Source organism: Paenibacillus sp. 1_12 (genome assembly GCF_900114475.1).
In the GTDB taxonomy this organism is placed as follows: Bacteria; Bacillota; Bacilli; order Paenibacillales; family NBRC-103111; genus Paenibacillus_S.
The window spans coordinates 349,674-373,531 of the sequence record NZ_FOTE01000004.1; the positions used below are offsets into that span (position 1 = coordinate 349,674).

At 43.5% G+C, this 23,858-nt stretch carries 20 protein-coding genes and 1 riboswitch; of the genes, 14 read left to right on the plus strand and 6 right to left on the minus strand.

Translation table 11 applies throughout. The annotated features are described in order from the left end of the window. The first annotated feature begins 80 nt into the window (after positions 1–80). Positions 81–2,588, plus strand: coding sequence for a beta-mannosidase (locus BM210_RS11955; RefSeq protein WP_091168167.1), 2,508 nt, complete (start codon positions 81–83; stop codon positions 2,586–2,588). A 212-nt stretch (positions 2,589–2,800) separates the two neighbouring features. Here BM210_RS11955 and BM210_RS11960 read toward each other — a convergent pair. Together BM210_RS11960 and BM210_RS11965 are read right to left on the minus strand one after the other, a co-directional pair. Further along, positions 2,801–3,962, minus strand: a protein-coding gene (locus BM210_RS11960; protein ID WP_218184923.1) for an IS3 family transposase whose coding sequence is annotated in 2 segments (ribosomal slippage) — positions 2,801–3,680 and positions 3,679–3,962 — 1,164 coding nt in all. Because the reading frame shifts where the segments join, the coding sequence is not laid out codon by codon here. A gap of 78 nt (positions 3,963–4,040) precedes the next feature. Next, positions 4,041–4,802, minus strand: a complete 762-nt coding sequence (locus BM210_RS11965) for a class I SAM-dependent methyltransferase (RefSeq protein ID WP_091168169.1) — start codon at positions 4,800–4,802, stop codon at positions 4,041–4,043. Positions 4,803–5,356: 554 nt separating this feature from the next. On the opposite strand from BM210_RS11965, the gene BM210_RS11970 reads away from it, so the two are divergent. Then, positions 5,357–6,022: a PIG-L deacetylase family protein gene (locus tag BM210_RS11970; RefSeq protein ID WP_091168171.1), complete on the plus strand. Its 666-nt coding sequence runs from the start codon at positions 5,357–5,359 to the stop codon at positions 6,020–6,022. Positions 6,023–6,114: 92 nt separating this feature from the next. Here BM210_RS11970 and murF read toward each other — a convergent pair whose 3' ends face one another. Beyond that, complete coding sequence (gene murF, locus BM210_RS11975) at positions 6,115–7,452, minus strand: UDP-N-acetylmuramoyl-tripeptide--D-alanyl-D-alanine ligase (protein ID WP_256223555.1); 1,338 nt, start codon at positions 7,450–7,452, stop codon at positions 6,115–6,117. Between the two features lie 228 nt (positions 7,453–7,680). Here murF and BM210_RS11980 point away from each other — a divergent pair, with 228 nt between their 5' ends. The 5 genes from BM210_RS11980 (at position 7,681) to BM210_RS12000 (ending at position 14,507) form a co-directional block, all read left to right on the plus strand. Continuing rightward, on the plus strand, positions 7,681–8,097 hold the full coding sequence (locus BM210_RS11980; RefSeq protein ID WP_091168174.1) for a hypothetical protein: 417 nt from the start codon (positions 7,681–7,683) through the stop codon (positions 8,095–8,097). Positions 8,098–8,499: 402 nt separating this feature from the next. Beyond that, on the plus strand, positions 8,500–9,459 hold the full coding sequence (locus BM210_RS11985) for an ABC transporter permease (protein ID WP_371263460.1): 960 nt from the start codon (positions 8,500–8,502) through the stop codon (positions 9,457–9,459). Between the two features lie 12 nt (positions 9,460–9,471). After that, the gene (locus tag BM210_RS11990) at positions 9,472–10,347 is read left to right on the plus strand and encodes a carbohydrate ABC transporter permease (RefSeq protein ID WP_091168175.1); all 876 of its coding nucleotides are present in this window, start codon (positions 9,472–9,474) and stop codon (positions 10,345–10,347) included. Between the two features lie 36 nt (positions 10,348–10,383). Beyond that, positions 10,384–12,024, plus strand: coding sequence for an extracellular solute-binding protein (locus BM210_RS11995; protein WP_177237775.1), 1,641 nt, complete (start codon positions 10,384–10,386; stop codon positions 12,022–12,024). Positions 12,025–12,287: 263 nt separating this feature from the next. Further along, positions 12,288–14,507 carry a helix-turn-helix domain-containing protein gene (locus tag BM210_RS12000; RefSeq protein WP_091168179.1) on the plus strand — a complete coding sequence of 740 codons (2,220 nt, stop codon included), beginning with the start codon at positions 12,288–12,290 and terminating at the stop codon, positions 14,505–14,507. A 156-nt stretch (positions 14,508–14,663) separates the two neighbouring features. On the opposite strand, the gene BM210_RS12005 is transcribed toward BM210_RS12000, so the two are convergent. After that, positions 14,664–15,566, minus strand: coding sequence for a LysR family transcriptional regulator (locus BM210_RS12005; protein ID WP_091168182.1), 903 nt, complete (start codon positions 15,564–15,566; stop codon positions 14,664–14,666). Positions 15,567–15,718: 152 nt separating this feature from the next. Here BM210_RS12005 and thrC point away from each other — a divergent pair, with 152 nt between their 5' ends. From thrC to BM210_RS34765, 6 genes are all read left to right on the plus strand, one after another. Beyond that, the gene (thrC, locus tag BM210_RS12010) at positions 15,719–17,005 is read left to right on the plus strand and encodes a threonine synthase (RefSeq protein ID WP_091168185.1); all 1,287 of its coding nucleotides are present in this window, start codon (positions 15,719–15,721) and stop codon (positions 17,003–17,005) included. An 86-nt stretch (positions 17,006–17,091) separates the two neighbouring features. Continuing rightward, the gene (locus BM210_RS12015; RefSeq protein WP_091168187.1) at positions 17,092–17,394 is read left to right on the plus strand and encodes a heme biosynthesis protein HemY; all 303 of its coding nucleotides are present in this window, start codon (positions 17,092–17,094) and stop codon (positions 17,392–17,394) included. Positions 17,395–17,431: 37 nt separating this feature from the next. Then, complete coding sequence (locus BM210_RS12020; protein WP_091168189.1) at positions 17,432–17,653, plus strand: YuzB family protein; 222 nt, start codon at positions 17,432–17,434, stop codon at positions 17,651–17,653. A 238-nt stretch (positions 17,654–17,891) separates the two neighbouring features. Then, complete coding sequence (locus BM210_RS12025; RefSeq protein ID WP_091168191.1) at positions 17,892–18,488, plus strand: GNAT family N-acetyltransferase; 597 nt, start codon at positions 17,892–17,894, stop codon at positions 18,486–18,488. A 200-nt stretch (positions 18,489–18,688) separates the two neighbouring features. Then, positions 18,689–18,781: riboswitch (cyclic di-GMP riboswitch) on the plus strand. Positions 18,782–18,872: 91 nt separating this feature from the next. Further along, the gene (locus tag BM210_RS12030; protein WP_091168193.1) at positions 18,873–19,169 is read left to right on the plus strand and encodes a hypothetical protein; all 297 of its coding nucleotides are present in this window, start codon (positions 18,873–18,875) and stop codon (positions 19,167–19,169) included. Between the two features lie 209 nt (positions 19,170–19,378). Then, complete coding sequence (locus BM210_RS34765; protein WP_091168195.1) at positions 19,379–20,293, plus strand: exopolyphosphatase; 915 nt, start codon at positions 19,379–19,381, stop codon at positions 20,291–20,293. 109 nt (positions 20,294–20,402) lie between these two features. Here BM210_RS34765 and BM210_RS12040 read toward each other — a convergent pair whose 3' ends face one another. After that, positions 20,403–21,755 (minus strand): TrkH family potassium uptake protein, encoded by a 1,353-nt coding sequence (locus BM210_RS12040; RefSeq protein ID WP_371263461.1) that lies wholly within the window; start codon positions 21,753–21,755, stop codon positions 20,403–20,405. A gap of 44 nt (positions 21,756–21,799) precedes the next feature. Then, positions 21,800–22,951 (minus strand): THUMP domain-containing class I SAM-dependent RNA methyltransferase, encoded by a 1,152-nt coding sequence (locus BM210_RS12045; RefSeq protein ID WP_091168197.1) that lies wholly within the window; start codon positions 22,949–22,951, stop codon positions 21,800–21,802. Between the two features lie 209 nt (positions 22,952–23,160). Between BM210_RS12045 and BM210_RS12050 the strand changes: the two genes are divergently transcribed. Beyond that, positions 23,161–23,796, plus strand: coding sequence for an O-methyltransferase (locus BM210_RS12050; RefSeq protein WP_091168199.1), 636 nt, complete (start codon positions 23,161–23,163; stop codon positions 23,794–23,796). Positions 23,797–23,858: the final 62 nt, after the last annotated feature.

The window sequence follows — 23,858 nt, forward strand, 5'->3', positions numbered from 1 at the left end:
TCCCGATGCGCTCGTTCTTCACCGGACTTCTAGATTGGCTCTATAAAAAAATATTAATCGCTGGAAAAGAGGAACTTATCATGGAAATTAAAGGCGTATGGAGAATTCAACATTTTGACGTTGGACAGAAGAGGCCAATGGAGCTGGCTTCGCCTAATCTGGACGATCGTTTTTGGATCACGGCTCAGGTGCCTGGTGACGTGCATTCGGCGTTGATTGAAAGAAATATTATCGATAACCCTTACTTCGGACATAACGATGCCAAGAGCTTATGGATTGAGCAAAAGGAATGGTGGTACCGAACACAGTTCGATTATGTGAAGCAAGAGAACAGCGATGAACGGCATCAATTGGTATTTGAAGGTCTGGATACCTTTGCAACGGTTTATGTGAATGGACATGAGCTCGGTACAACGGAAAATATGCTGATGGCACACACGTTTGATGTCACGAAAATATTGCGTGATGGCAGAAACAGCATTGCGGTCAAGTTCGATCCACTTTATTTGCATAATCGCGACAAGGAACAGTTTGACTGGTCATCCTATACGAAGGAGCGCCCATGGCTTCGTAAAGCGGCAATGAACTTTGGCTGGGATTGGGGTCCAAGGATGGTGACAGTCGGGATCTGGGGCAAGGTACGGCTGGAAAGCCATCGCATGGCGAAGCTGGAAAGCGTTTATGCGCGTACGATATCTGTTGATGAGGGAGAAGCGATCCTTCGTATTGATGCGGAAGTAACGCCTTATGCCAAAGATCAGGATTTGATGTGTGAAGTGAGACTGTTGACCAAGGACGGTCATACGTCAGTATCCGAGCAGTTTGAAATTAATCAAAATAAAGGTTCGGTTGAGCTCGTTGTCCTATCCCCAGAGCTATGGTGGACCCATGATCTGGGCGATCCTTATTTGTATGAGCTTGAGGTTGTATTGATTGCCAATGATGAGCGGGTAGACCGATATCGCAAACCTTTCGGTATACGTACGATTGAGCTGCAGCTCAAGGACGAAGCTGGTCAGCATGCTTTTGCTTTTGTCATCAATGGGGTTAAGCTTTTCGCCAAAGGCTCCAACTGGATCCCTGCGGATAATTTCATCGGTGCCATTCCGGATCAACGTTACCATGATTTGATAGCTTTATCTGTGGATTCGAATATGAACATGCTGCGTGTCTGGGCCGGCGGTATTTATGAAAAAGATGTTTTTTATGAGGAATGTGATCGCCGCGGCGTGCTGGTATGGCAGGATTTTGCTTTTGCTAATGCATTATTTCCCGAATTTAATAAGAACTTTATGGATAATGTACGTCAGGAAATCATGGATAATGTCATAAGGCTTCGTAATCACGCCTCGCTTGCCATCTGGTGCGGTAACAATGAAATCGACTGGCTGTACGATATGAAGTCTGCGGCAGGAGACATTACGAGTCCTTTCTATGGCGAAAAGATTTATCATGAGCTCATTCCTGAGGTGCTGGAGGCGTTGGATGACAACCGTCCTTATTGGCCTTCATCGCCTTATGGCGGGAATGATGCCAATGATCCTGATGTTGGTGATCGGCATAACTGGCAAGTATGGCATGGCTCCGTATATCCGCGTAAATTCGGAGATGTACCGCTGCTTGATTACAGCATCGAAGGTGTTACGTTCAAGAACTACAAGAAGGATTACACGTTATTCAGCAGTGAATTCGGTATGCATGCTTCAGCCAACCGCTACACACTGGAGAAAAATATCCCATCGGGTCAGTTTTATTGGGGCAGCGTTGAAATGGCTTATCGCAACAAAGATACAAATCATCAAAAGGGAATCCTGCTGATGGAAGGTTACACCGGCATTCCACAAAATATCGAGGAATATATGAATTTCTCGATGCTTACACAGGCTGAGGGATTGAAATACGGGATCGAGCATTATCGCCGCAACAAGAAGCGGATTAGCGGCTCGCTCGTTTGGCAGCACAACGACAGCTGGCCGGGTACAAGCTGGTCACTGATCGATTATGAGTTACTGCCTAAGGCATCCTTCTATTATGCAAAGAAATTTTACCATCCGCTGCTGCTATCGGTTGATCATGAGCCTGGACAATCGCTGAATATATGGGTCGTTAATGACCGTGTAGAAACCTATAAGGGACAGGTTCAGGTAACTGTCTACGATTTTAGCGGTAATGTAGTATACAGCACCTTATTGAAAGCCGAAGTACCAAGCAATGGAGCAGTTCAATTGGGAAGTCTCACTGAGGCCGACGTATTGAACGGCAGAGCCGCAGAAGACGTTGTTGTCAAGCTTGCAGCAGTAGGCTTCGAAGCTCCTGACAATTTGCATTATCTGCGTGATCAAAAGGATTTGAACCTACCTGCCACAGCACTCCAGGTTGTAGTTAACGAGGTGGAGCAGACGGTGAAGATTACAGCAGAAGGCTCGCTGGCCCGGATGGTGAAGCTCGATCTGCCGCAGGGCAACGTCCGCTTCAGCGACAATTTCTTCGATCTGCTGCCTGGGGAGCAGGCTACGGTTCACATTAGTGATCCGAGAGGCGACAAGATGATGTTCGATGGGTTGAAAGTATCGGCGATCAACGTTTAAATCGTGGTGTATAGGGATTGCTGCGGGTCGAAATATTTTTGAAAATAGAATAAGTTATGGAAAAAGCCTTACGGAACTTTATTTTCCGTAAGGCCTTTTAACGTCAGAAGCGTTATTATTTTTTACATAGAACTGTAGAAATTGTAATGTACCCCCTTGTCAAGACACCAGAACCGAAAAGTTAAGATAAATTCTCCCTTCCTCCAAATGGGTTATATTACTTTCTTTTGATGGTCGTTTTTAGCCAAGTAAATACTGGCTGGTGTTTGATCGTCGAGGGATTGATGCCCTCGAATCCAGTTATAACGGTGGATATAGGTCTTGGTCATTCTCTTAAGCTCCACGACGCTTTCAGGGCATTCCAAATAGAGCCTCTCCCATTTGTAGCTACGGAAGAAACGTTCCGTTCTGGCATTATCCGTTGCACGCCCTTTGCCATCCATACTGATTTTGATGGTCTCATAGCTCTTGATACAGTCGATATAGTCCTTCGACGTAAACTGGCTTCCTTGATCGCTGTTCATGATCTCCGGTGTTCCGTGTATCTGTACAGCGTCTCTAACCGCTCTGATTACGAAGTCTGACTGCATCGTATTACTGATGGCGTAGCCGACTATGAATCTAGAATACCAATCTATGATGGCTACCAAATAAATGAAGCCTGAGGGAGTTCCACAGTAGGTGATGTCAATCCCCCATACCTGGTTCACATGCGTGATCGGTACACCTCTGAGAAGATAGGGATAGGTTCGTGCCTTTAGATCTCGTTTGCTTAGATTAGGTCCAGGATAGAAAGCAACGATGCCCATTTCTTGCATGTACCGACGAGTACGTTTTCTTCCCATATTAAAACCCAATTTGCCCAATTCGTAGCAAATTCTTCTGCAACCATAGGAAGGCTCAACATAGTGGATACGGTCGATTGCGTTCTTCATATCGATCTCTACTTGATCAGGTCCTGCAGGGGCCTTGCTCTTGTAATAAGCTGTTGATCTAGAAAGCCCCAGCAGGTCACACTGATGCTTGACGGATAGCTTTGAATGGCCGTAATCGATTAAGGTTTTCTTTTCCTCAGTTCCAAGGTCTGCTGTTGTTTTTTTTGAGCCAATTCACATCTACTGTCAGCTGCCCGATTTGATTAATCAGCTCCTCCTTTTCAGCGGCGTGCTCTTGTTTTAATTTCTCGGTTTCCGTGTTCTTCTTATTGAACACTGCGGGCATATTCTCAATAAACTCTGCTTTCCAACGACTGATCAATTGTGGACTCACTTCATACTTCTGAGCAATCTCATTCAAAGTGCTTTCCTCACGAAGCACTTCTAAAACAATCATTGCCTTCTCTTCTGGGTTATAGGACTTTCGCTTATTTTTCATAGTAGTCTTAGTTTATCTTATTTTTCATATTTTGTGTCCAACACTATGGGGCCATTATAAATTCCCAATGCCTTAAAATCAATTTGCCTTATTATTGCTCGCAATGATCATAAAACGTTTCGAATTGGTCATTATTCCTTTTTCGGTTTGATTGTCTTCTGCAAATTTTCGAAGTATATCAAAATCATTATCATATTCCCCGAATTCAGGAATTATCGGAGTATGTTTCAAAAGAAACACCAGATCTTCATACGATTTGTAATATTCTACTACATTAAATTCAGAGGATTGAATATCGATAAAACCAGCTTCTGCTAGCTCTGAGAGGTACTTATCTCTTAAAATTCCTTCAACAACTCCCCATTGCTGTCCTCTTCCAAATGCTCGTTTCAAGTTCAACTTATCGTTATCGCTTACCTGCTGGGTGAAGAATAGGCCATCGTTCACTAATACCTTTGCAACTTCCATCGCATTAAATTCAGAGTGCCTGCATGATACAACATTGAAAAAGCTCTCAGGGAAATCAAGTTGTTCAGCATCCATTTGCAAGAATCGCACATTGGTTCTCTTTGATTTTTGCAAATTTGTTTTGGCCGTCTCAATCATATCAGTTGAATGGTCAATTCCGACTAAAAGTAAAGCATGATCAGCAATGGATAATAAAGCTTCTCCGCCGCCAGTACCAATATCCAGCAAAATATCGGACTTCGTGCATCGTTGAATGACTTCTTTGTAAAAGTCCCACTTTACTCCATCGGATATCGTTTGTATTTGACTGAAATCCCAACCGTTTAATTTTCCAACTTTATCGTAAAAGTTCTTATATTCTGATCTGTTCATGCGTTGGTCTCCACCTTTTATAATGAGGTTATTAAAGCCAAGGATTTAGGTTAAGCTTTGTGCTTTAATATTTTGAATACAGTCCGAAGCCCTTCAAAGCTTAGTTATATGAGACCAAAAGGGCAAATTACCCCCTTGATAGCTGGTACGCGTTTTTTCCAGCCCGGAAACTAATTACTTCGAACGATTCGGAATGACATCCATTTCACCTCATTTGGAAGGATATATCAATTGTAAAATTGATTTTGTCGACAATCAAGCTTTAAATAGATTAATCGTATTTATTTTTGGACAACCCTTGTTTATTTCTTTCCATTAAGAATTTCCCTTGCCTCCAATATCGTTAACTTTTCCAGATTGAGTGCAATCATCTTTGCACTAAAAAATACTCCATGATGTGCGAATGGATTTCTTTTAAATGCTTCGTTTTTCCCAAAACGTCTGTTAATATTGAGGTGTACGCACATAGAAAAGCATGAACCATTTCATACGGAATGATCAAAGGAACCAGGCAAACCAAGCTAATCCAGTGATTAGAGAAGGGATAGATCTAGATGGAATCGTTGCAAAAGGTCGGTTTTATATATGCGCATCCGGATGATGAAACATTTTTGAGTGCTTGTCTGATCCGAGAGCTAGCAGATCGTGGAGAGAAGCCTGTGCTGCTGCTGGCAACCAAAGGAGATGCAGGGAAGAAGAACGGGGCTGTCGGACATCTAACGAATGAGGAGCTTGCGGAGGTAAGAACTCAGGAAATGGAACGTGCCGCGGAAATTCTTGGTCTGGCCGTTGTCGAGCATTTGGGTTATCCGGATGGGAAGCTAAAAGAGATGGAAACCGCACCATTCGTTGATGCGGTGGTTGATTTTATTAATAAGCATGAGCTTAAGGTCGTTGTCAGCTTCCCCGAGGATGGCGGTAACTACCATCCGGATCATGTCGCAATTTCTCAAATTACGACCGCTGCCGTGTTAAGCGGAAGATGTCCCTCTGTGGAGCAGCTTTATTATTATTTTACGGCAAAATTGGCCGAGGATGGATATGAGCCAGCGTTTACGATCGATACTATGCCTCGTTGGGCGATGAAGTCTGAGGCGCTGCGGGCGCATCAATCGCAAATTCTTGCTATTCATCGGCATTTTGGCGATTTGACCGTTTGTCCTGAGCCGCGGAGATACGAATCATTTGTGTTAGCCTATGATCAAGGTGTTCTTTTGTAGCTGTATAATCAGTATCTGTAGATCGTGAAAATATCAAATATCCTGCCATACACAAAAGCTGGTTACGGGTACGGTAGGATATTTGTGATCCGTTAAATAAGCCTCTGTACAATTTCCTCTAGTTTCATGCCTCTTGAACCTTTTACCAATACGATATCGTCCTTCATAAGAACATGTTGAATACAATCAATTAATGGTTCTTTGTTTTCATAATGCTGGACATGACTCGGGGGAAATCGGTTAAACAACTCTTGAGTAATCACTTCACTTAAGGGTCCAATGGTAAACACATAATCGATCTCGTCATAGCGAATACTTTCAGAAATTTTAATGTGGTATTTGATTTCATCAGGTCCCAATTCCAGCATATCTCCTAGTACAAGAATCTTATGCTTATACCCTGATAAGGAAATCAAGGTTTGTATTGCGGCTTCCATGGAAGAAGGACTTGCATTCCAGGCATCATTAATAATGGTATACCCGAATTTTGTCTGAATTCTTTGCATCCTCATTTCGGTCACGACTACTTGAAGTAACCCAGCAGCAATTTTATCAGCAGGTATATGTAATTCAGAAGAGGATGCAATCGCGGCAAGCGCATTAAGCACATTATGATTGCCCAGCATGGGGAGCACGTACTCGTGCTGTGTATTTGTTCGAAAATGCAGCGTAGTATCAGTTACTTTTTGTTCCAAAAGATACAGTTCGTTACCCGCTGCCCCACCGAAGCGAAGCGTGCGTATGGATGTTGGCAAATCCAACTCAGAAAGCGCCTTCGCTAATACAGGATCATCGCCGTTAATTAGCAGTAAACCTTTTTGATGGAGTCCAGCTACAATTTCTAATTTAGCATGCGCAATGGCCTCTTTGGAGCCAAGATTCGCAATATGTGAGACGCCGATCATCGTAATAATCGCAATATCAGGTCGTGCAAGCTCGGATAAAAGCCGAATCTCGCCAGCATGACTCATTCCCATTTCGACGATGGCAACCTCTGTATCCTCTTCCAATTCAAGCAGTGTTAGGGGTAGACCATACTCTCCATTGTAGTTGCCTATCGTTTTTTGTGTTTTATATATGGTTGATGCAATGGCATGGAGCATGTCTTTGGTTGTTGTTTTACCATTGCTTCCGGTAACTCCAATGACCTTGACATCTAATTGATCCCGATACGCCTTTGAAAGATTTTGCAGTGCCTTTAACGTATTTGGAACTTTAATAAGGGGGATCCCCTCTGGAGGATTAGGCTGATCAGCTTGCCATAATGAGGCGACAGCACCTTTATCCATTGCTTCCTGCACATATTGATGACCATTATCCAATCGAATTATCGGTATAAATAGATTACCGGCCCTAATCGTTCTAGTATCGATGGAAACACCAGATATGGATAGCGCATGATGGGCGGAATCAGATTCCAAACCTCCCACCATATTTTCTATTTCATGAAATGTACGTTTTATAATAGTAAATTCCCCTCTCAATAAATTCGCTTCTAAACCTTCATTCGTTGAATATCACAAGACGCGATAATCCCACAAGCAAACTCTCATCGCTTATTCAGTGCACATTCAGAAGGCTTTCAGTTAAGGAAGCTATAATTATACTTATGAAATAGATCGTTTACTTTCACTGAAATGTATAAAGGAGTGCGGAAGATGAGCAATAACAAAATCCATAAGCTCAAGGCAACCCTGTCTGCACAATCACTACTGTTAATCGGGCTGAGTTTATGTGCCATATGGAGTTATTATAACAATAATCTATGGGATGAGACAGGACGGTACTTATCCTCAACATATTCGATACCCATAGCTGTGATGGCTGTTTTATTGTATGGCTTGGGTTCTGCAGCCTATTACAGATTTGTTCGTAAGCCCGCTGAGATTACCGAGGTCAATAAGGTTCTGTTGGTCTGGCTCCTATTAGGTACAGGATTGCTTTTGCAGATCGTAGCAGCTCCATGGTTCGTAGGCCACCCCTTTGACAACCATTTGTTCCACAGCTGGGCAGGTGTTGCCGTGAATAGAGTATCAGGGTTTTACGTGAGCAGCTCGAATGATTATCCATCATAAAAAGTGAATATTTATCGTTGATATAGGATGAATTAACATCATGACCGGAGGGAGGCGCTGCTAAAGCAGACCCTCCTTCCAATCGCTGTTCCAGGGGTTAGAATTCGTTTGCAAAGGCGAACACTTTGTTGTTCCAGAAGGATCCGCTTTCTTCGCTCGGCTGTGTATTGCTTTTGTTCATCTTCTAGCTCTCAGAGGGTACATAAAATGGTACTCTCTTTTTGTTGTGCGCTCCAAAGCAAAAAATGTGTGGTGTGCTAAATAGGTGATTATACGCTCAACGGGGCTTCAGTAAAGATATGTGTGGCATATCGAAAATGGTGAATTGAATAAATAAACCTATTCGGCTAACTTAAAAGCATAGGCTGCAGCCGATTCAACACGATACCCACAGGAAGGAGAGTGGACGTCATCCCAGCACAAGTACAATCAGAACCCATCAGTGTGCGTAACAGCTCAAGGAAATGGGATAAAAAGAGATTCCGTCAAAATGTTCCGATCCTGCTCATGTTTGCGCCGGTTGTCCTTTATTTTCTTATCTTTCGTTATGCACCGATGGCAGGGCTTGTCATAGCCTTCAAAAATTATAACTTTCATGACGGCATCTGGGGAAGCCCTTGGGTAGGACTGGATAACTTCCGACTGCTATTTACTCAACCGAAGATGATTGAGATCATTCGAAATACGTTTGTATTAAGCTTTCTACAGGTTGTTGTCGGATTTCCATTTCCGATTATGCTCGCTATTCTTCTGAATGAAGCCAGAAAGATGTGGTTCAAGCGTATCATTCAAACGGTTGTATATTTACCTCATTTTTTGCATTGGGTGATTATTGGGGGCTTGATTATTCTTATTTTTTCACAGGAAAAAGGGATTGTGAATCATTGGCTTGCACCGATGCTCGGTAGCTCATTCCCATTTCTGTATAATCCTACTTCGTGGATCACGATTTTTGTCGGATCAGGTATTTGGAAAAGCGCTGGTTGGAACGCGATCATTTATTTAGCTGCTTTAGTCTCTATTGATCCTGCTCTTTACGAATCGGCGTCGATGGATGGTGCGGGAAAAATGCGAAAGATATGGCATATTACGCTTCCGTCAATCCGGCCAACCATCATCATTATGTTTATTCTATCTGTTGGTCACGTGATGGAGGTTGGTTTTGACCAAGTGTACGTGCTGCAAAATTCGGTTGTTTCCAACGTGTCCGAGGTCATATCCACATGGAATTTCAAGGTCGGCATCAATGGTGGACGTTTCAGCTTAGCTGCGGCGATGGGCTTTTTTGAATCCTTCGTAGGCTTGTTCCTTGTGATCATGGCCAACCGTGTGGCAAGACGATTCGATCAAGGATTGTGGTAAAGGGGTAATATCGTGAAAGATACTATGGGTGAAAAATGGTTTTACGCGTTTAACTATCTCATTTTGTTTATAATTGGATTAAGCTGTCTGCTGCCATTGGTGCATTTGTTCGCGTTATCACTTAGCGACAATGCGGCTATCGTGTCTGGTATCGTGACACTTTGGCCTATCGGCTGGAATGTGGAATCGTACAATAAGCTTTTCTTCGGTACACGCATCATGAGCGGCTTTCAGAACAGCTTTCTTATCACAATCGTGGGTACAATTTTGAACATGATTTTTACAATTTGTTGTGCCTATCCGTTGTCCAGAAAATTTATGTATGGCCGTAAATTTTTCACGCTGGGGATTATCTTCACGATGCTTTTTAGCGGAGGCTTGATTCCTTCTTATCTGGTCGTCAAATCGCTCGGGTTAATTGATACCTATGGTGCGCTCTGGCTTCCTGCTTTGGTCAGTGTGTACAATATGCTCGTTATGCGTTCATTCTTCATGGGCTTGCCTGAGGAAATAGAGGAGGCGGCGCGGATGGATGGCTGCAGCGAGATGGGACTGCTGATGCGGATTATATTGCCTTTATCCATGCCGGTCATGGCAGCGTTAGTCTTATTTTATGCGGTATCGCATTGGAATTCGTTCTTTAACGTGATGATTTATATTAATTCGACTGCCAAATACAATGTTGCCGTATTGGTTCAGCAAATGATACAAAGCCAAACAGTGCTGCAGGATGTAGCGAATCAATCGCCTGAGGATTTGAATTCGGTTACAGAGGAATCCATTAAAGCGGCCGGTGTATTCGTTATGACAGTACCGATGTTGATTGTGTACCCGTTCTTGCAGAAATATTTTGTAAAAGGGGTATTGATCGGTTCGGTGAAAGGGTAGGCCACAGGTATCAAAAAAATGAGGAGGCAACTATTTATGAACAAAAAATCCATTTATGTCGCTTCGATGATCAGTTTATCGCTTACTACAGCGCTGGCTGGTTGTTCCGAGAGCAAACCATCTGCGGGTACTGCAGCAAACGGGGACGCTTCAAAAGCAAAAAAAACCGTTAGCCTATCCATGTATGATCGTGGTAATATTCCTCCTGAAGTGGGAACGATTGAAAATAACCTGTGGACCAAATGGATACAAGAAAAAACGAACATGAATATTACGTTCTCACCCGTGCCGCGGGGAGAATCCGTGCAAAAATTCAATACGCTGTTTGCATCGGGATCTGCTCCCAACCTGATTCAGGAATATGATGGTGTGTTCCGAAATCAACTGTATAATCAAAAGCAAATAATTCCAATTGATGATATGATCAATAAATACAGCACGGTATATAAGGAGCAATTAACGAAGTTCCCGCTGCTCAAAAAATTGGGTGTGAAGGATGACGGAAAGCTGTATGAGTTCGGCCGAGTGCTCGGTTATGTGCCCTATCATTACGTGCTTGTTCGTGAGGATTGGCTGAAAAAGCTGAATTTGAAGGCACCTGAAACGACTGAGGATTTATTTCAAATCGCCAAAGCATTTGCTAATCAGGACCCGGACGGCAACGGAAAGAAAGATACATATGGCTTGAACTTAAGTACAACGCTGCCCGGAAATGATCTGTGGGTTGATTATATGTTTCAGAACACAACCTGGGTCCTGCAGGATGGGAAGTGGGTTAAGGATTGGGACCGCGTCAAAGCGGCAACCGAATTCAAGAAGAAGCTGTTTGATGAGGGGATCATTGATAAAGACTATTTAACTGATAAAAACGGCAAAAAGGCACAGCAGGATTTTGTTCAAGGTAAAACGGGCATCTATGGCACTGGCGGAGGTATCCGTGGTTTTTACAGCAGTGCTTACGAAACGTTGAAAAAAAATGTGCCTGATGCGAAGCTGATCGCGATTCCGCTGCCGAAAAGTTCATTTGGCCAATTTACACCTCCATTTAATCCACCTGTTCAAATGACTTCGGTCGTCAATACCAGCACGAAGGATCAAGAGGCTGTGATGAAGCTGGTTGATTTCCTGAGCTCACCGGATATGATTAAAGCTTCATATTTTGGCCAGGAGGGTGTACATTATAAGCTTGAGAACGGTAAAGAAACGATCATCAATGCCGATAAAAATAAAAAAGAAGTCGATTGGCTCAGCGATTTGCGGATGATTGGCGGACAATATTTGTATAACGAGTTTGATACGCAAATTAAATCCTTTGATACGAGTAAGCCTGTGGAAAAAGAATTTGTGGATCTGATGAACGAAGTATACAAAATTTATATTAACAAAGAACGGCCACTATCCAACATCACCTTGGGAGGTTATATGCCGCAGCTGCCTTCGGATATGGACTTCATTAATAAAACGTTGAACGACGCGACGAATCCGATTAAAGACTTATACAATAAAGCAATTGTCAGCGGCAGTGGTTATAGCGTTGAACAGGCTGATCAGGAAGCCAAATCGCTGTGGAAAAAATCGGATGGCGATAAGCTGGAGAAATGGTATCAGGATTGGTATGGAAAAAATAAAGATCAATTGGTTACGCAAAAAGATTTGTTTGATATGAATTTCAAATAATCCCCTTAAGAGCCTAATTCAAAAAGTGAGGCCGCTGTACGCTCCTTAGTCTATAGTGGGATTGCCGAGTCACAAGGCTGTCGACAGAATATCTGTTGGCAGCTTCTGTTCGCTTCTTTCTGTTTTCTCCGAAAACGAAGTCTATGCTTACGAAGTAAGTTTTCTCCGAAAACAAAGCTTATGCTTACGTAGTAAGTTTTCTACGAAAACAAAGCTTATGCTCACGAAGTAAGTTTTCTCCGAAAACTTTTAGGAGGCACGCCATGAGGACAAAAAATCCTTGGTTTTTTAAGTTGATCACGACCTACCTGCCAATCCTTTACGTGGTTGTGCTTGCGCTTAGCTTCCTGTTTTTCATGACACTTAGCGATTTGTCCAACAAACAAACCGTGAAGTCGAACGAGGCCTTCACGAAATATGTAACCCAGCGGCTGGACTCCTTACTTGAAAATATAGACCAAATCACCATCACAGAGATCAATACCAATAATGAGCTGCAAAAATATATGTTTCAAAAATATGACGGCGAAAGCCCTTATTTATTGAATAGCACGATCTCCAATCGTTTTAGTAAAATAAAAATGAGTTTTCCTATGATTCATTCGATTTATTTTTACCGGATCTCCGACCAAAGCATATTGAGTCTCGAATCGATGCATACTTTGGATCGTTTTCCTGACCGTGATTTTATTGTTACAGAAATTGAAAAGCCTTTTTCAAGCTACTGGACGAATAAAAGACAATATAAGGAGTTTGAAACTCAAGTCTCGTCGGTTCCCGTACTTTCACTGGTCAAAAAGCTTCCGATGTTCACCAGTCCTTATGGTATTTTAGTAATTAATATCGATATTAATGCGTTTCAAGCCCTTTTGCAGGATATGTCCAAGCAAACTGTCAGCTATGTGAAGCTGTTCGATAAGCAAGAAAATTTGTTGGCTGCCAGTATTGGAGCAGGGGAACGGGACCTGTATTCGCTTCGCTCTAGCGTCTCCGGTCTGGAGGTTCGCAGTGGATTGAAGGATGGTTATGAATACGGACTTTTGTCCGAGTTATATTCGAATTGGATCATTGCTGGGATGATTCTGGTTCTACTGGCGACAATTGGTACCATTTATTTGTCCAAAAGATATGCCAGACCTATTGATGCCAGCGTCAATCGAATTTCGGATTTTTTCAGTAAGCAAAAATTAGATAACACGAGCCGGGAGCTCCTGCATTTTGTTGATTCAGCCGTGGATCAAATCATTGACTATGCAAATCGATATCAGAGTCAAAGCGATACGAATATGTTATACAGAAAAAAACATTTTTTCCATGAGCTATTGGATGGGGATCGGGATATTGATAAGGTTGAATATCGTGAGGAAATGAAGAGCTTCGGTTTGCAGCCGGATGGTGTAGAATTCGCCGTGTTCCTGGTGGAAATCGACCGAATGAGCGATTTTTCACAAAACTATACATACAGAGACCAATATTTATTAAAGTTCGTCATTACGAATGTATGGGATGAGCTGGCTGCCGAGCAGGATTTGAAGGTTTGGAGCGAATGGATGTCTGCGGAAACGTTGGGAGTCATGTTCAGCTCGGAGAGCCGTTACGAAGAGGTTCAGTCGGCGCAAATGATTGAGATTGGAGAGAAGCTGAGGGAGTGGGTGGAGACCAATCTGAAATTCACGGTAACGATCGGCATCGGTACCACGCTTGAGCAGCTGTCAGGCATTCGTAAATCGTATCAGCAGGCAAAAGAAGCACTCCAGCTTAAAACTTCCATTGGGAACAACCGGGTCATCGCCTACAAAGAAACGGTACGCCAAACGGAAGCTGAGCTGTTTGATCTATTAGAGCTTATCAGGTCCATCACACAATTATATAAAAGTGGAAATGAGGATTGGCGGAAGCAATTCGAGTACTTTTTTGCGGTGCTTGGAAAAGGTGGTCATACCTCTAAGGAAATCATCAATTTAATCAATTATATGTGTTTTACCTTCACCAAGGAGCTTTCCGATTTTCCGGCAGAGTATGTGGAGATGTGGAAGCAAACAGCGCTTGGCCCTATGACTGAAGCTCTCCAAATATTTGAAACGGCAGAAGAAATCAAGCAAATCTATTTGTCTGTATTAATTCAGGTGGAGGAGAACTGGAAAGGGATTCGTGAGAGCCGCAACAACCGTCATCTCATTTATCAGGTGAGGCAGTATATTGAGGAGCATTATGCCAATTCAGATATGTCGCTGCAATTATTAAGCGAACAATTTGGGATGAATAAAAGCTATGTAAGCCGCATTTTCAAGGACGAATTTGGTGAGAACTTCGTAGATTATTTGGCTGGAATCCGCATACAACATGCCAAGCAGCTGCTTGACAATACACAGCTCCCGATCCAGGATATTGCTGTCCAAATTGGCTATGTGCATTATTTTACCTTTATTCGTGCCTTTAAAAAATCGATCGGGATATCCCCAAGCGATTATCGAAAAAAATAAGCAAGAATTGTCAATGGAAGAAATTGAAGTAGTTATTGCAAGCCCTGCAGCATGGCACTTCGGAAGGCGCACACAATCAGCTTTTTGCGGAAGCTCGTGATCTACACAGATGGGAGCAAATAAGAAGTTTGGCTTACTGCGCCGATGAAAGTGTGGTTAAGATCCATATTGAATTTCAGTTAATGCATATACATGTTTAAGAAACTGCTCAGACGCAGGGGACAGATCTTCATCAGACCTACGGTAAACGGCGATTGGATTAGGCGCGTAGATATCTTCCACGTAAACTCTGGCTAATGCTTGCTGATGGATATATTCAGCTGCCTCCAGAGCCGATATGAAGGTGGCCCCATAGCCTGAAATAACTGCACGCATTGTTTCGTGCTGGCCATTAAACTGTAAGCCAATCTGTGGGAGTTGAACTTGATGCTGTCGGCAAAGGGCGAATAAGGTTTCACGTGAAGAGCTGCCTTCCTCACGAAGCACGAACGGCTGCTGCAGCATCAAAGCCAGAGATACCGTCATCCCAGCAAGCGGATGTTTGGCCGGAACGACAAACCATAGCTCATCATTCAGAAGCTCCTCGCGAAGCAAGCCTTCCGGGGCTTCTTTGCTGCCTCCAACGAACGCCAAATCTGCCTCATAATGCAGCAGCTCGTTGAACGACGCGCGTGAGTTGGATGTGGTTAATGACATTTCGATTCGCTCGTGCTTGGTCTTGAAAGCTGCCATCCAGGCAGGCAATAAGTGATTGGCAGGGAGATATGTAGCAGCTAATCGCAGCTTACCAAGTGAACCTTCGCGATACGCAGTAATCTGCCTTGTCATTTCAAGCTCTAAAGCAAACAGTCTTGCTGCCTGCGTATAAACGAGCCCTCCAGCTTCAGTTAAAATAACTCCACGCCCATGTGGAGATAACAAAGTGAGGGCAAGCTCCTTCTCCAGATTGCGGATTTGTGCAGTTACGGCTGGCTGACTGATGTGCAGGACCGCGGCAGCTTTAGTCACACTACCGAGAGAAGCAACCTCATAAAAAAGCCTTAATGCATGCAGATTCATTCTTAGGGTAACCTCCGTTTTAATGTATCAATTAAATTGATGTTTTCATCAAAAATAAATATTATATTTATGATTCGTTTTTTTCTATTGTAAGAGATAAGCAGCAGTGCTGCAATGGCTGCCTTTTATCATAGAAGGAGACGGTGAATGCGATGAAATTTGTTTGTTTTGATTGTGAGAGGGCTTATATGCTGCAGGAAAGAAGCAATCCGTTTTTATGTGATTGCGGAGGCTTGCTGGAGGTCAAACATGATTTTCAAAAAGTAGATGTAGTGCGGTTAAAGCTGGAGTTCGATAAAAGATTGACGGAACGCATGTCTTCATGGGCAAGTGGTGTGTGGCGGTATAAAGAATTGATTTATCCGGAAATGCCGGAAGCTTATATAACGAGTAGATATGAAGGGAATACGGGACTGTATCCATCTGAAACCTTGGCCCAATTTGCCGGTGTACGCAAGCTCATGCTGAAGGCGCAGAGCGAGAATCCGAGCGGATCTTTTAAGGATAACGGAATGTCGGTGGCAGTTTCTCATGGCCGGTCGTTGGGTTATACACGATTTACTTGTACATCAACGGGAAATACATCGTCATCACTTGCTATGTATGCTGCATGGGCAGGGTGCTCATCGTATGTATTTCTTCCCAGACATCATATATCCATGAATAAAGTGCTGCAAACTCTCGCTTATGGCGCACAGGTGATATCGTTTGAGGGTACTTACGATGATGGGATCCGTTTTAGTGAGCTCCATAGTGAACAACTTGGCTTATACGTGTGCAATTCGATCAATCCTTTTCGAATCGAAGGCCAGAAGAGTATCGTATTTGAAATTGCCCAACAGCTTCGCTGGCAGATGCCGGATTGGATCGTAGTTCCGGGAGGCGCATTAAGCAATGCAACAGCGTTAGGCAAAGGCTTGCACGAGTTAAAGGAGCTGGGGTTTATTGACAAGCTGCCCCGAGTTGCCGTCGTTCAGGCGGAGGGGGCTAGTCCGTTTCATCAGTTGGTTGCCCAGGGGGATGTCCAGTTGAAGCCTGCATTAAATCCTTATACACGAGCAACGGCAATGAATATCGGGAATCCGCCCAGCTGGAAGAAAGCACTGCACTATGCCATCCTGCATACTGAAGGAGTGACGGTTTCCGTGACTGACGAGGAGATCATGCTGGCCAAAGGTATGATCAACCGAAGCGGTATTGGCTGTGAGCCTGCATCTGCGGCTTCAGTTGCAGGACTGAGAAAGCTTGCTGGCGCAGGTATTATTGACAAGGAATGTACAGTAGTATGCTTGCTTACCGGACATATTTTGAAGGATACGGAGGCGATACAGGAGGTTTACAATGGAGATAGGACCTCTGCTGCACCAACGAATCCAATGTTGCAGACATCGAACCTGACTGTGGAAGAGGTGCGACCCTATATTGCGGATCGGCAATAACTATTAAATAGCTGTACAATGGGTTGATTTCCATGGACGGTTTCTTTACAATAGGGAGAAAAGCATACAGGGAGTGGACAGAGGAAATGAATGTTAAAATTTCACGTAATGCAGCTAAGATCTTACTGGCTGAGCTGGAAAAAGAAGAAGACAAGGATTTGAAGGTTCGTATTTACATTACGCACAGCCATGGTGACCATGCGCATTACGGTATGGGTATGGACAAGCCGACTGACGATGATGTAGTGGTAAGCACCGATAAAGGAATTGATGTGGTTTTGAAGAAGGACGAGCCTTTACTGGATGGAATCCGTATCGATTATTTCTACACGCCGGAGGAAGGCTTCGCAGTCACCAATCCGGGTAAAGGAAATCACGGCGACCACTAAGCTTTGCTTTCATGGGAAACGAGAGGATTTGTAAGTTATGGCGAACGATATTCGCGTCTGTGATAAGTGCAAACATATGAAGATGAAGACGGCCGTATCGAAGCTGCAAAAGCTGGCCCCGGACGCCGACATCAAGATAGCTTGCAAATCTTATTGCGGTCCTTGCTCACGATTTGCTTTTATTTATATAAATGGGCGTTATGTGACTGGGGCTACTGAGGACGAAGCGATTGAAAAAGTTAAGAAATATGTGAAATAGATTAATGCAGCCCTTGCTGTATGATAATTGAAAATTCCGAAAATGGAGTGTCCCAAAAGTCTTTTGCCATCGGCAAAAGACTTTTTTATATTGGACTCCACTCCAATTTTATGGAACAATAATGTTATGTGAAAATTACAAAATCATTTTTGTAGGAATTGGTTCATATTCATAAAATCTGACCGAAAAAAATGGAAAATATTTACAAGATAGAATGTTTATAAGGATGATGATACGCATGAACGATTTTTATCAAAGCCATATTATATTAGAAAATGATATTATCAAGCTAATACCATTTAACGAAAAATACGAAAACGACCTGCGGCAGATCATATTTGATAAGGAAATTACAAAATTTACTGGAAATCATATTGTTAGTGATCAGGATTTAAAGAACTATATAAATAGTACACTAAAAAGCCGAAACGAGAAAATATCTTATCCTTTTATTGTTATTGACAAGGCATCAGGCCAAGTCGCTGGATCAACACGTTTTGGAAACATATTGTTTCATAGTAAGAGACTTGAAATAGGGTGGACTTGGTACGGAGATGCATTTAGAGGTAAGGGTATTAACAAGGCTTCGAAATTTGAGTTATTGAGATACGCTTTTGAAGAAATGGACTTTAACCGTGTTCAATTTAGTGTGGATATAGAAAATATAAGATCACAAAAGGCTGTTCTCCGTATTGGAGCCAAACAAGAAGGAGTCTTTAGAAATAACTACATAAATGCAAAAGGAGATCCGAGAGATGATGTTTATTTTAGCATCATAAAGTCCGAATGGCCTGATATTAAAAGTACAGTATTTAGCGAATTTACTTTTGATTGATTTCTATATCAAATCGTTTTGATTCTTCTAACGAGGAACCTCAATTCAACAATTTCTGTCTAAAAATTTATTTTCTTCGAACATTAAAAATATATTTAGGTAATTTGACCTGTATAATATGACGAATTGGGACCCCAGATTCATTTATTATGACCTTCTTATCTTATATGCTAAAGTTGTCGAATAATAGTAGATCTTACTCTCGATAATAGCAAAGCAAGTGGAAGCTTGTGACGCAAAACTATAGGGGCTTATGGTGCAAGAAGGACGCACACAGCCAGCCAGCTGCCGAAGGACTGTGACGCGCATATTAACTGCGACTCCTGACCGGTTATTGATCAGGAGTCTTTTTGTGTAAAAGATAAGAGAGGTGGATTATCATATATGAAGGTGAATCGGAGTCTGATGACAAGAACCGGATTTTATACCAAGGTTGGCACCGACATGATCGGGATTTATTTGTCGAGTGAAGGCCCCAAGATGTTTATTAACCGTGAGACATTTGATTTGCAGAATCCGTGCTGGGATGTGGAAATGGTCATGGGAAAAACGAATCATCTCATTTCATTCTACTGGTGCGGAGAGGTTAAGCTCTCGGTTCGTTGTGAATTGGAGAATGAATTGTTTGTCAGCTTATATCACTATTTAGGCTGTCGTACAAACGAGCAGCGTCTTGCTTAAGCAGCCTTTTGGTATTAAAGTTGACATCGGTGTGTAGATTTCAAGTGAGAATAGATGGGATATAGAATCATACAAGCATATCTGGGAGCTGAAAAGGCCAAAGGTATGCTTTTTCTGCTTCTAGCTATTGTCTCTATTAGGTCAAATGTTTATAATAATAATATACATAGATTACCATAGTTCAATGGGACTACATAGGAGGAAAGACCATGCGTTTAATTACACGATCCGACTTTGATGGCTTGGTATGTGCAATGCTTTTTAAAAAGCTGGGAATGATCGACGAAATGAAATTCGTTCATCCGAAGGATATGCAGGATGGGCTGGTTGAAGTCAATGAGAATGACATTTTGGCGAACGTCCCTTATGTACCCGGCTGTGGTTTATGGTTTGACCATCATTCCAGTGAGTTGGAGCGTACAGGCCCTGAAATCATATATAAAGGTGAGACCCGTGTGGCGCCAAGCGCTGCCCGTGTTGTATATGATTACTATGGTGGCAAAGAACGTTTTGGTGATATCGATAACATTATGCAAGGTGTGGATAAGGCCGATTCCGCGCAATTTTCGGCAGATGATATTTTGAATCCCTCAGGCTGGGATTTGTTGTCCTTCATCATGGATGCCCGCACCGGATTGGGACGCTACCGAGATTACAGAATCAGTAATTATCAGCTGATGGAGGATTTGGTTGATCACTGTGCAACAATGACGGTAGATGAAATTATGCAGCTGCCGGATGTTGTAGAGCGGACGAAACGTTATTTTGAATTGGACGTTGACTACAAAGCGATGTTAAAGCAGCATACATATGCAGACGGTAACGTGATTGTAACTGATCTGCGCAATGTGGAAACAATTTATCCAGGCAATCGATTTATGGTCTATGCTTTATATCCAGAACAAAATATTTCGATTTGGATTGTCGATGGAAGAAACAAGCAAAACTGTGTGTTTGCCTGCGGTCACAGCATTATCAATCGCACCTCGACAACCGATGTAGGCGCCTTGATGCTTGCGAATGGCGGCGGTGGGCATAAGGCAGCAGGAACGTGCCAAGTCCCTTATGATGATGCAGGCAAGGTGCTTCATGAACTGGTTGAAACGATGAAGCATAACGGATAACGGATGAAGGATAACGGAATTAGGCTTAGCGGTAATCGCAAAAAGAATCAGGTACTGGAGCTGCGCTGTTTTTGCGTTGTTCCATGGGCCTGATTCTTTTTTTGTGTGTCTATCCGATCGTGATTTTGCCTTCGGGGTAATGGAACAGTTCCTTTTTGTTTTTGGGCTGCAGCGCATAGGACAGCGTGACAGGACCTAATCTTCCGGCAAACATCATCAGAATAATAACTATTTTTCCAGTGAAGGTTAAATGCGGGGTCAGCCCCATACTCAGTCCGACGGTTCCGAAAGCAGAGGTAGTTTCAAACAAAATCGTTAAAAAAGGAAAGTCGTGTGTAGCAAGAAGCAGCATGGTCACGATAAAGATGAGCAACAAGGAGAGGAAGGTTACTGTGAGTGCCCGGTGTGTGTACTCTTGAGCCAAACGGTGTCGAAACAGCACGATATCTTCTTTTCGTCGGATCATCGTAAGCATGGCCCCGATCAATATGGCAAAGGTAGTTACCTTAATGCCGCCGCCTGTTGATCCTGGAGCTGCACCGATAAACATCAGGAGCACCATGAAAAACTGGGTGGCTTGCCTCAAGTTCGTAATGTCTACTGTATTCGTTCCTGATGATCTTGTACTGACCGATTGAAAGAAGGAAGCGAGGATTTTATCGAATATAGGTAAAGGACCCAATGTATGTATGTTGGAATATTCAAAAATAAAAATCACAAGAGCACCAAACACGACTAGAAACCCAGAAAAGGACAGTACAATTTTACTATGCAGGGAAAGCTGCCGGGTCTTGGAGTAATCAATTAGCTCAGACATCACGATGAAGCCAATCCCACCCAAAATGACCAAGATCATCGAAACGGTATTGATCACAAAATCGTCGACATAAGGAGTCAGGTTCCTAAATCCGCCAACAAGCTCAAATCCAGCGTTATTAAACAACGACACGGAATGAAACACACCATAGTAAATCGCTTGGCTCCAAGGCATTTCAAAGGACCAACGGATCGCAAAAATGAAAGCAGCTATACCTTCAACAACTAGCGAGTAGACTATGACATTTTTGATGAGCCGGACGATACCTTCTATCGATATTTGATTCAACGATTCTTTCAGGACAAGCCGTTCACGCAAGGAGATTCGTTTTCTGACAACGATAGCGAACCAAGTGGTCATGGTCATGAATCCCAATCCGCCCAGCTGCACCATGACTAGCAGGACGATTTGTCCGAAATGAGTGAAATGGGTTGCCGTATCGACCAGAATCAATCCAGTTACACAGGTGGCCGATGTAGCCATGAATAAAGCGTCAATATAACTGAGCGAACGTCCTTCAATTGACGCAGCAGGCAGCCATAACAAGAACGAGCCCAGGACGATAATGATCGCAAACCCTAAGGCAAGGGTTTGCTGAGGACTTAGCTTGACAGGCTTCCAATGAATACGATTCAGAGCAATCACCTCACGCCAAAGCCCTGATGCTGGACATCAGGGCGATTCTATTCCTAAGATTCCCGACGTGGTCCATACAATCCGCCCGGAGCAAAATATTGAAACAAATGACATTCAATTCGTCCATTATACAGCTTGCGCTTTTTATCAGCAGGTCTGCTCATGAAGTGTTCAACCTGCTTGTTCGGATTTAAAATAAAGCTGGACCACGTAGGCAGATGCAAAGCCATCAAGCCGAAATCGCGAAGAACCTTGTCCACTTCTTTCAGATCTCCTAAGCGTTCCCCATAAGGAGGGTTGGTTATTAAACAGCCATATTCGCCTTGCGGCTTGGCTTTGGCGACCGGAAGTACCTGAAATCTCAGCTCACGTGCGAGTCCTGCTGACTTGGCAGCGGCCAATGCGATCTCAATAGCATCCTTATCGATGTCCGAGCCGATGATCTCGAGGGGGACATCATCTTTAACCAGATCATAAGCTTCATCTCGTGCTTGATCCCATAATGCCGTGGGAATAATGGGCCATGCTTCTGCCGCAAATGAGCGCCGCTGACCCGGTGCAATATTCCAGCCGATCATTGCGGCCTCGATCGGGATGGTTCCAGAGCCGCAGAACGGATCGTACAGCGGCCGATCCACCCGCCAACGGCTGAGCAGTACGATAGCTGCTGCCATCGTTTCTTTTAACGGCGCTTCGGTCGCGATTTTGCGATAGCCGCGCTTATGTAAGCTCGGGCCCGTTGTGTCAAGCGTCAACGTAGCTATATCGTTCAGCAGTGAGACTTCCATCACGAAGCGAGCTCCCGTCTCGGGAAACCATTCAGTATGATAGCGCTGCTTCAGGCTTTCGACAACAGCTTTTTTTACAATACCTTGACAAGCAGGGACGCTGGACAGCTGGGATTTATGAGAGCGTCCTTGCGCTGGGAACTCGGCATCTTCAGGAATCCAGTCTGCCCAAGGCAGCGCTTTGGTGCCCTCGAAAAGCTCATCGAAGGTACGAGCTTCGAACTGGCCCATTTTAACAAGCACGCGATCCGCTGTGCGCAGCCATAAATTGGTGCGGCATATAGCCAGTTCGTCGCCTGTGAAGTTAACCCGGCCATTTTCGACCGTTGTATTTACATAGCCCAGATCGTGAATCTCACGAGCCAGAATAGCCTCCAGCCCCATAGGACAGGTGGCGATTAATTGAATTTCAGACATCTTACACACTCCAGTTGAACTCTTATTGGAAAAGCCATACAATAGTTGATACAGACACCATAGTTACAAGCATATTCAAGGATGAGTGACCGCAATATGAAGGTATGTTTTCTTTGAAATATCAGTCAACTTAACATCCGGTTAAAACATATGCTTCTGATATTATAGGTGATACCGTTGGTTTATACAATATTAGGGGGAATTATAGGATGACACAGCTATCCGATGAGGAATACGTAGAGTCATTATTGACTCGCGACGAGCAATTGGAACATGTAAAGGAAGGGATACGGAGCCGCAGCATGCCGGAAATTTCCATAGCTCCAGGTTATGGCAAGTTATTGACTTTGCTGGTCAAAATGACAGGAGCACAGCGCATTTTGGAGATAGGTGCCTTGGGCGGCTATAGTGGGATTTGTTTGACTCGTGGCTTGGGTGATCAAGGTAAGCTGATTTCGTTGGAGCTTATGCAGGAATATGCTGATGTTGCACAGCAGCATCTGAATGAGGCGGGACTTGGGGATAAGGTAGAGTATCGAGTCGGGGAGGCCCTGCATCATTTACAGCAGCTTGAAGAGGAAGGGCAAAAATTCGACGCTTTTTTCATCGATGCTGATAAAGGGAATTATCCGAATTACCTGGAATGGGCGATCAAGCTGGCTAACACGGGGGCCATTATTATGGGCGACAATGCACTGATGCATGGTCGAGTCATGGATCCGAAGCAGAATGGGAACTCAGTAACCAAGATGCGCCAGTTTAATGAAAGCATGGCGAGTGACCCGCGGCTAGAGGGCGTTGTTTTACCGGCTTATGATGGATTAGCAATTGCTCGTGTACGCTAACCTGACTGCAATATTAGAAAAAGACCATGCAATCGCAGGCCATCATTATTGGCTTATGAGAG

Bases quoted from the DNA above. Each gene is read 5' to 3' on its own strand.
- BM210_RS11955 (WP_091168167.1), top strand. From the start codon at position 81: ATGGAAATTAAAGGCGTATGGAGAATTCAACATTTTGACGTTGGACAG.
- BM210_RS11965 (WP_091168169.1), bottom strand. From the start codon at position 4,802: ATGAACAGATCAGAATATAAGAACTTTTACGATAAAGTTGGAAAATTA.
- BM210_RS11970 (WP_091168171.1), top strand. From the start codon at position 5,357: ATGGAATCGTTGCAAAAGGTCGGTTTTATATATGCGCATCCGGATGAT.
- BM210_RS11980 (WP_091168174.1), top strand. From the start codon at position 7,681: ATGAGCAATAACAAAATCCATAAGCTCAAGGCAACCCTGTCTGCACAA.
- BM210_RS11995 (WP_177237775.1), top strand. From the start codon at position 10,384: ATGAACAAAAAATCCATTTATGTCGCTTCGATGATCAGTTTATCGCTT.
- BM210_RS12000 (WP_091168179.1), top strand. From the start codon at position 12,288: ATGAGGACAAAAAATCCTTGGTTTTTTAAGTTGATCACGACCTACCTG.
- BM210_RS12005 (WP_091168182.1), bottom strand. From the start codon at position 15,566: ATGAATCTGCATGCATTAAGGCTTTTTTATGAGGTTGCTTCTCTCGGT.
- thrC (WP_091168185.1), top strand. From the start codon at position 15,719: ATGAAATTTGTTTGTTTTGATTGTGAGAGGGCTTATATGCTGCAGGAA.
- BM210_RS12015 (WP_091168187.1), top strand. From the start codon at position 17,092: ATGAATGTTAAAATTTCACGTAATGCAGCTAAGATCTTACTGGCTGAG.
- BM210_RS12020 (WP_091168189.1), top strand. From the start codon at position 17,432: ATGGCGAACGATATTCGCGTCTGTGATAAGTGCAAACATATGAAGATG.
- BM210_RS12025 (WP_091168191.1), top strand. From the start codon at position 17,892: ATGAACGATTTTTATCAAAGCCATATTATATTAGAAAATGATATTATC.
- BM210_RS12030 (WP_091168193.1), top strand. From the start codon at position 18,873: ATGAAGGTGAATCGGAGTCTGATGACAAGAACCGGATTTTATACCAAG.
- BM210_RS34765 (WP_091168195.1), top strand. From the start codon at position 19,379: ATGCGTTTAATTACACGATCCGACTTTGATGGCTTGGTATGTGCAATG.
- BM210_RS12045 (WP_091168197.1), bottom strand. From the start codon at position 22,951: ATGTCTGAAATTCAATTAATCGCCACCTGTCCTATGGGGCTGGAGGCT.
- BM210_RS12050 (WP_091168199.1), top strand. From the start codon at position 23,161: ATGACACAGCTATCCGATGAGGAATACGTAGAGTCATTATTGACTCGC.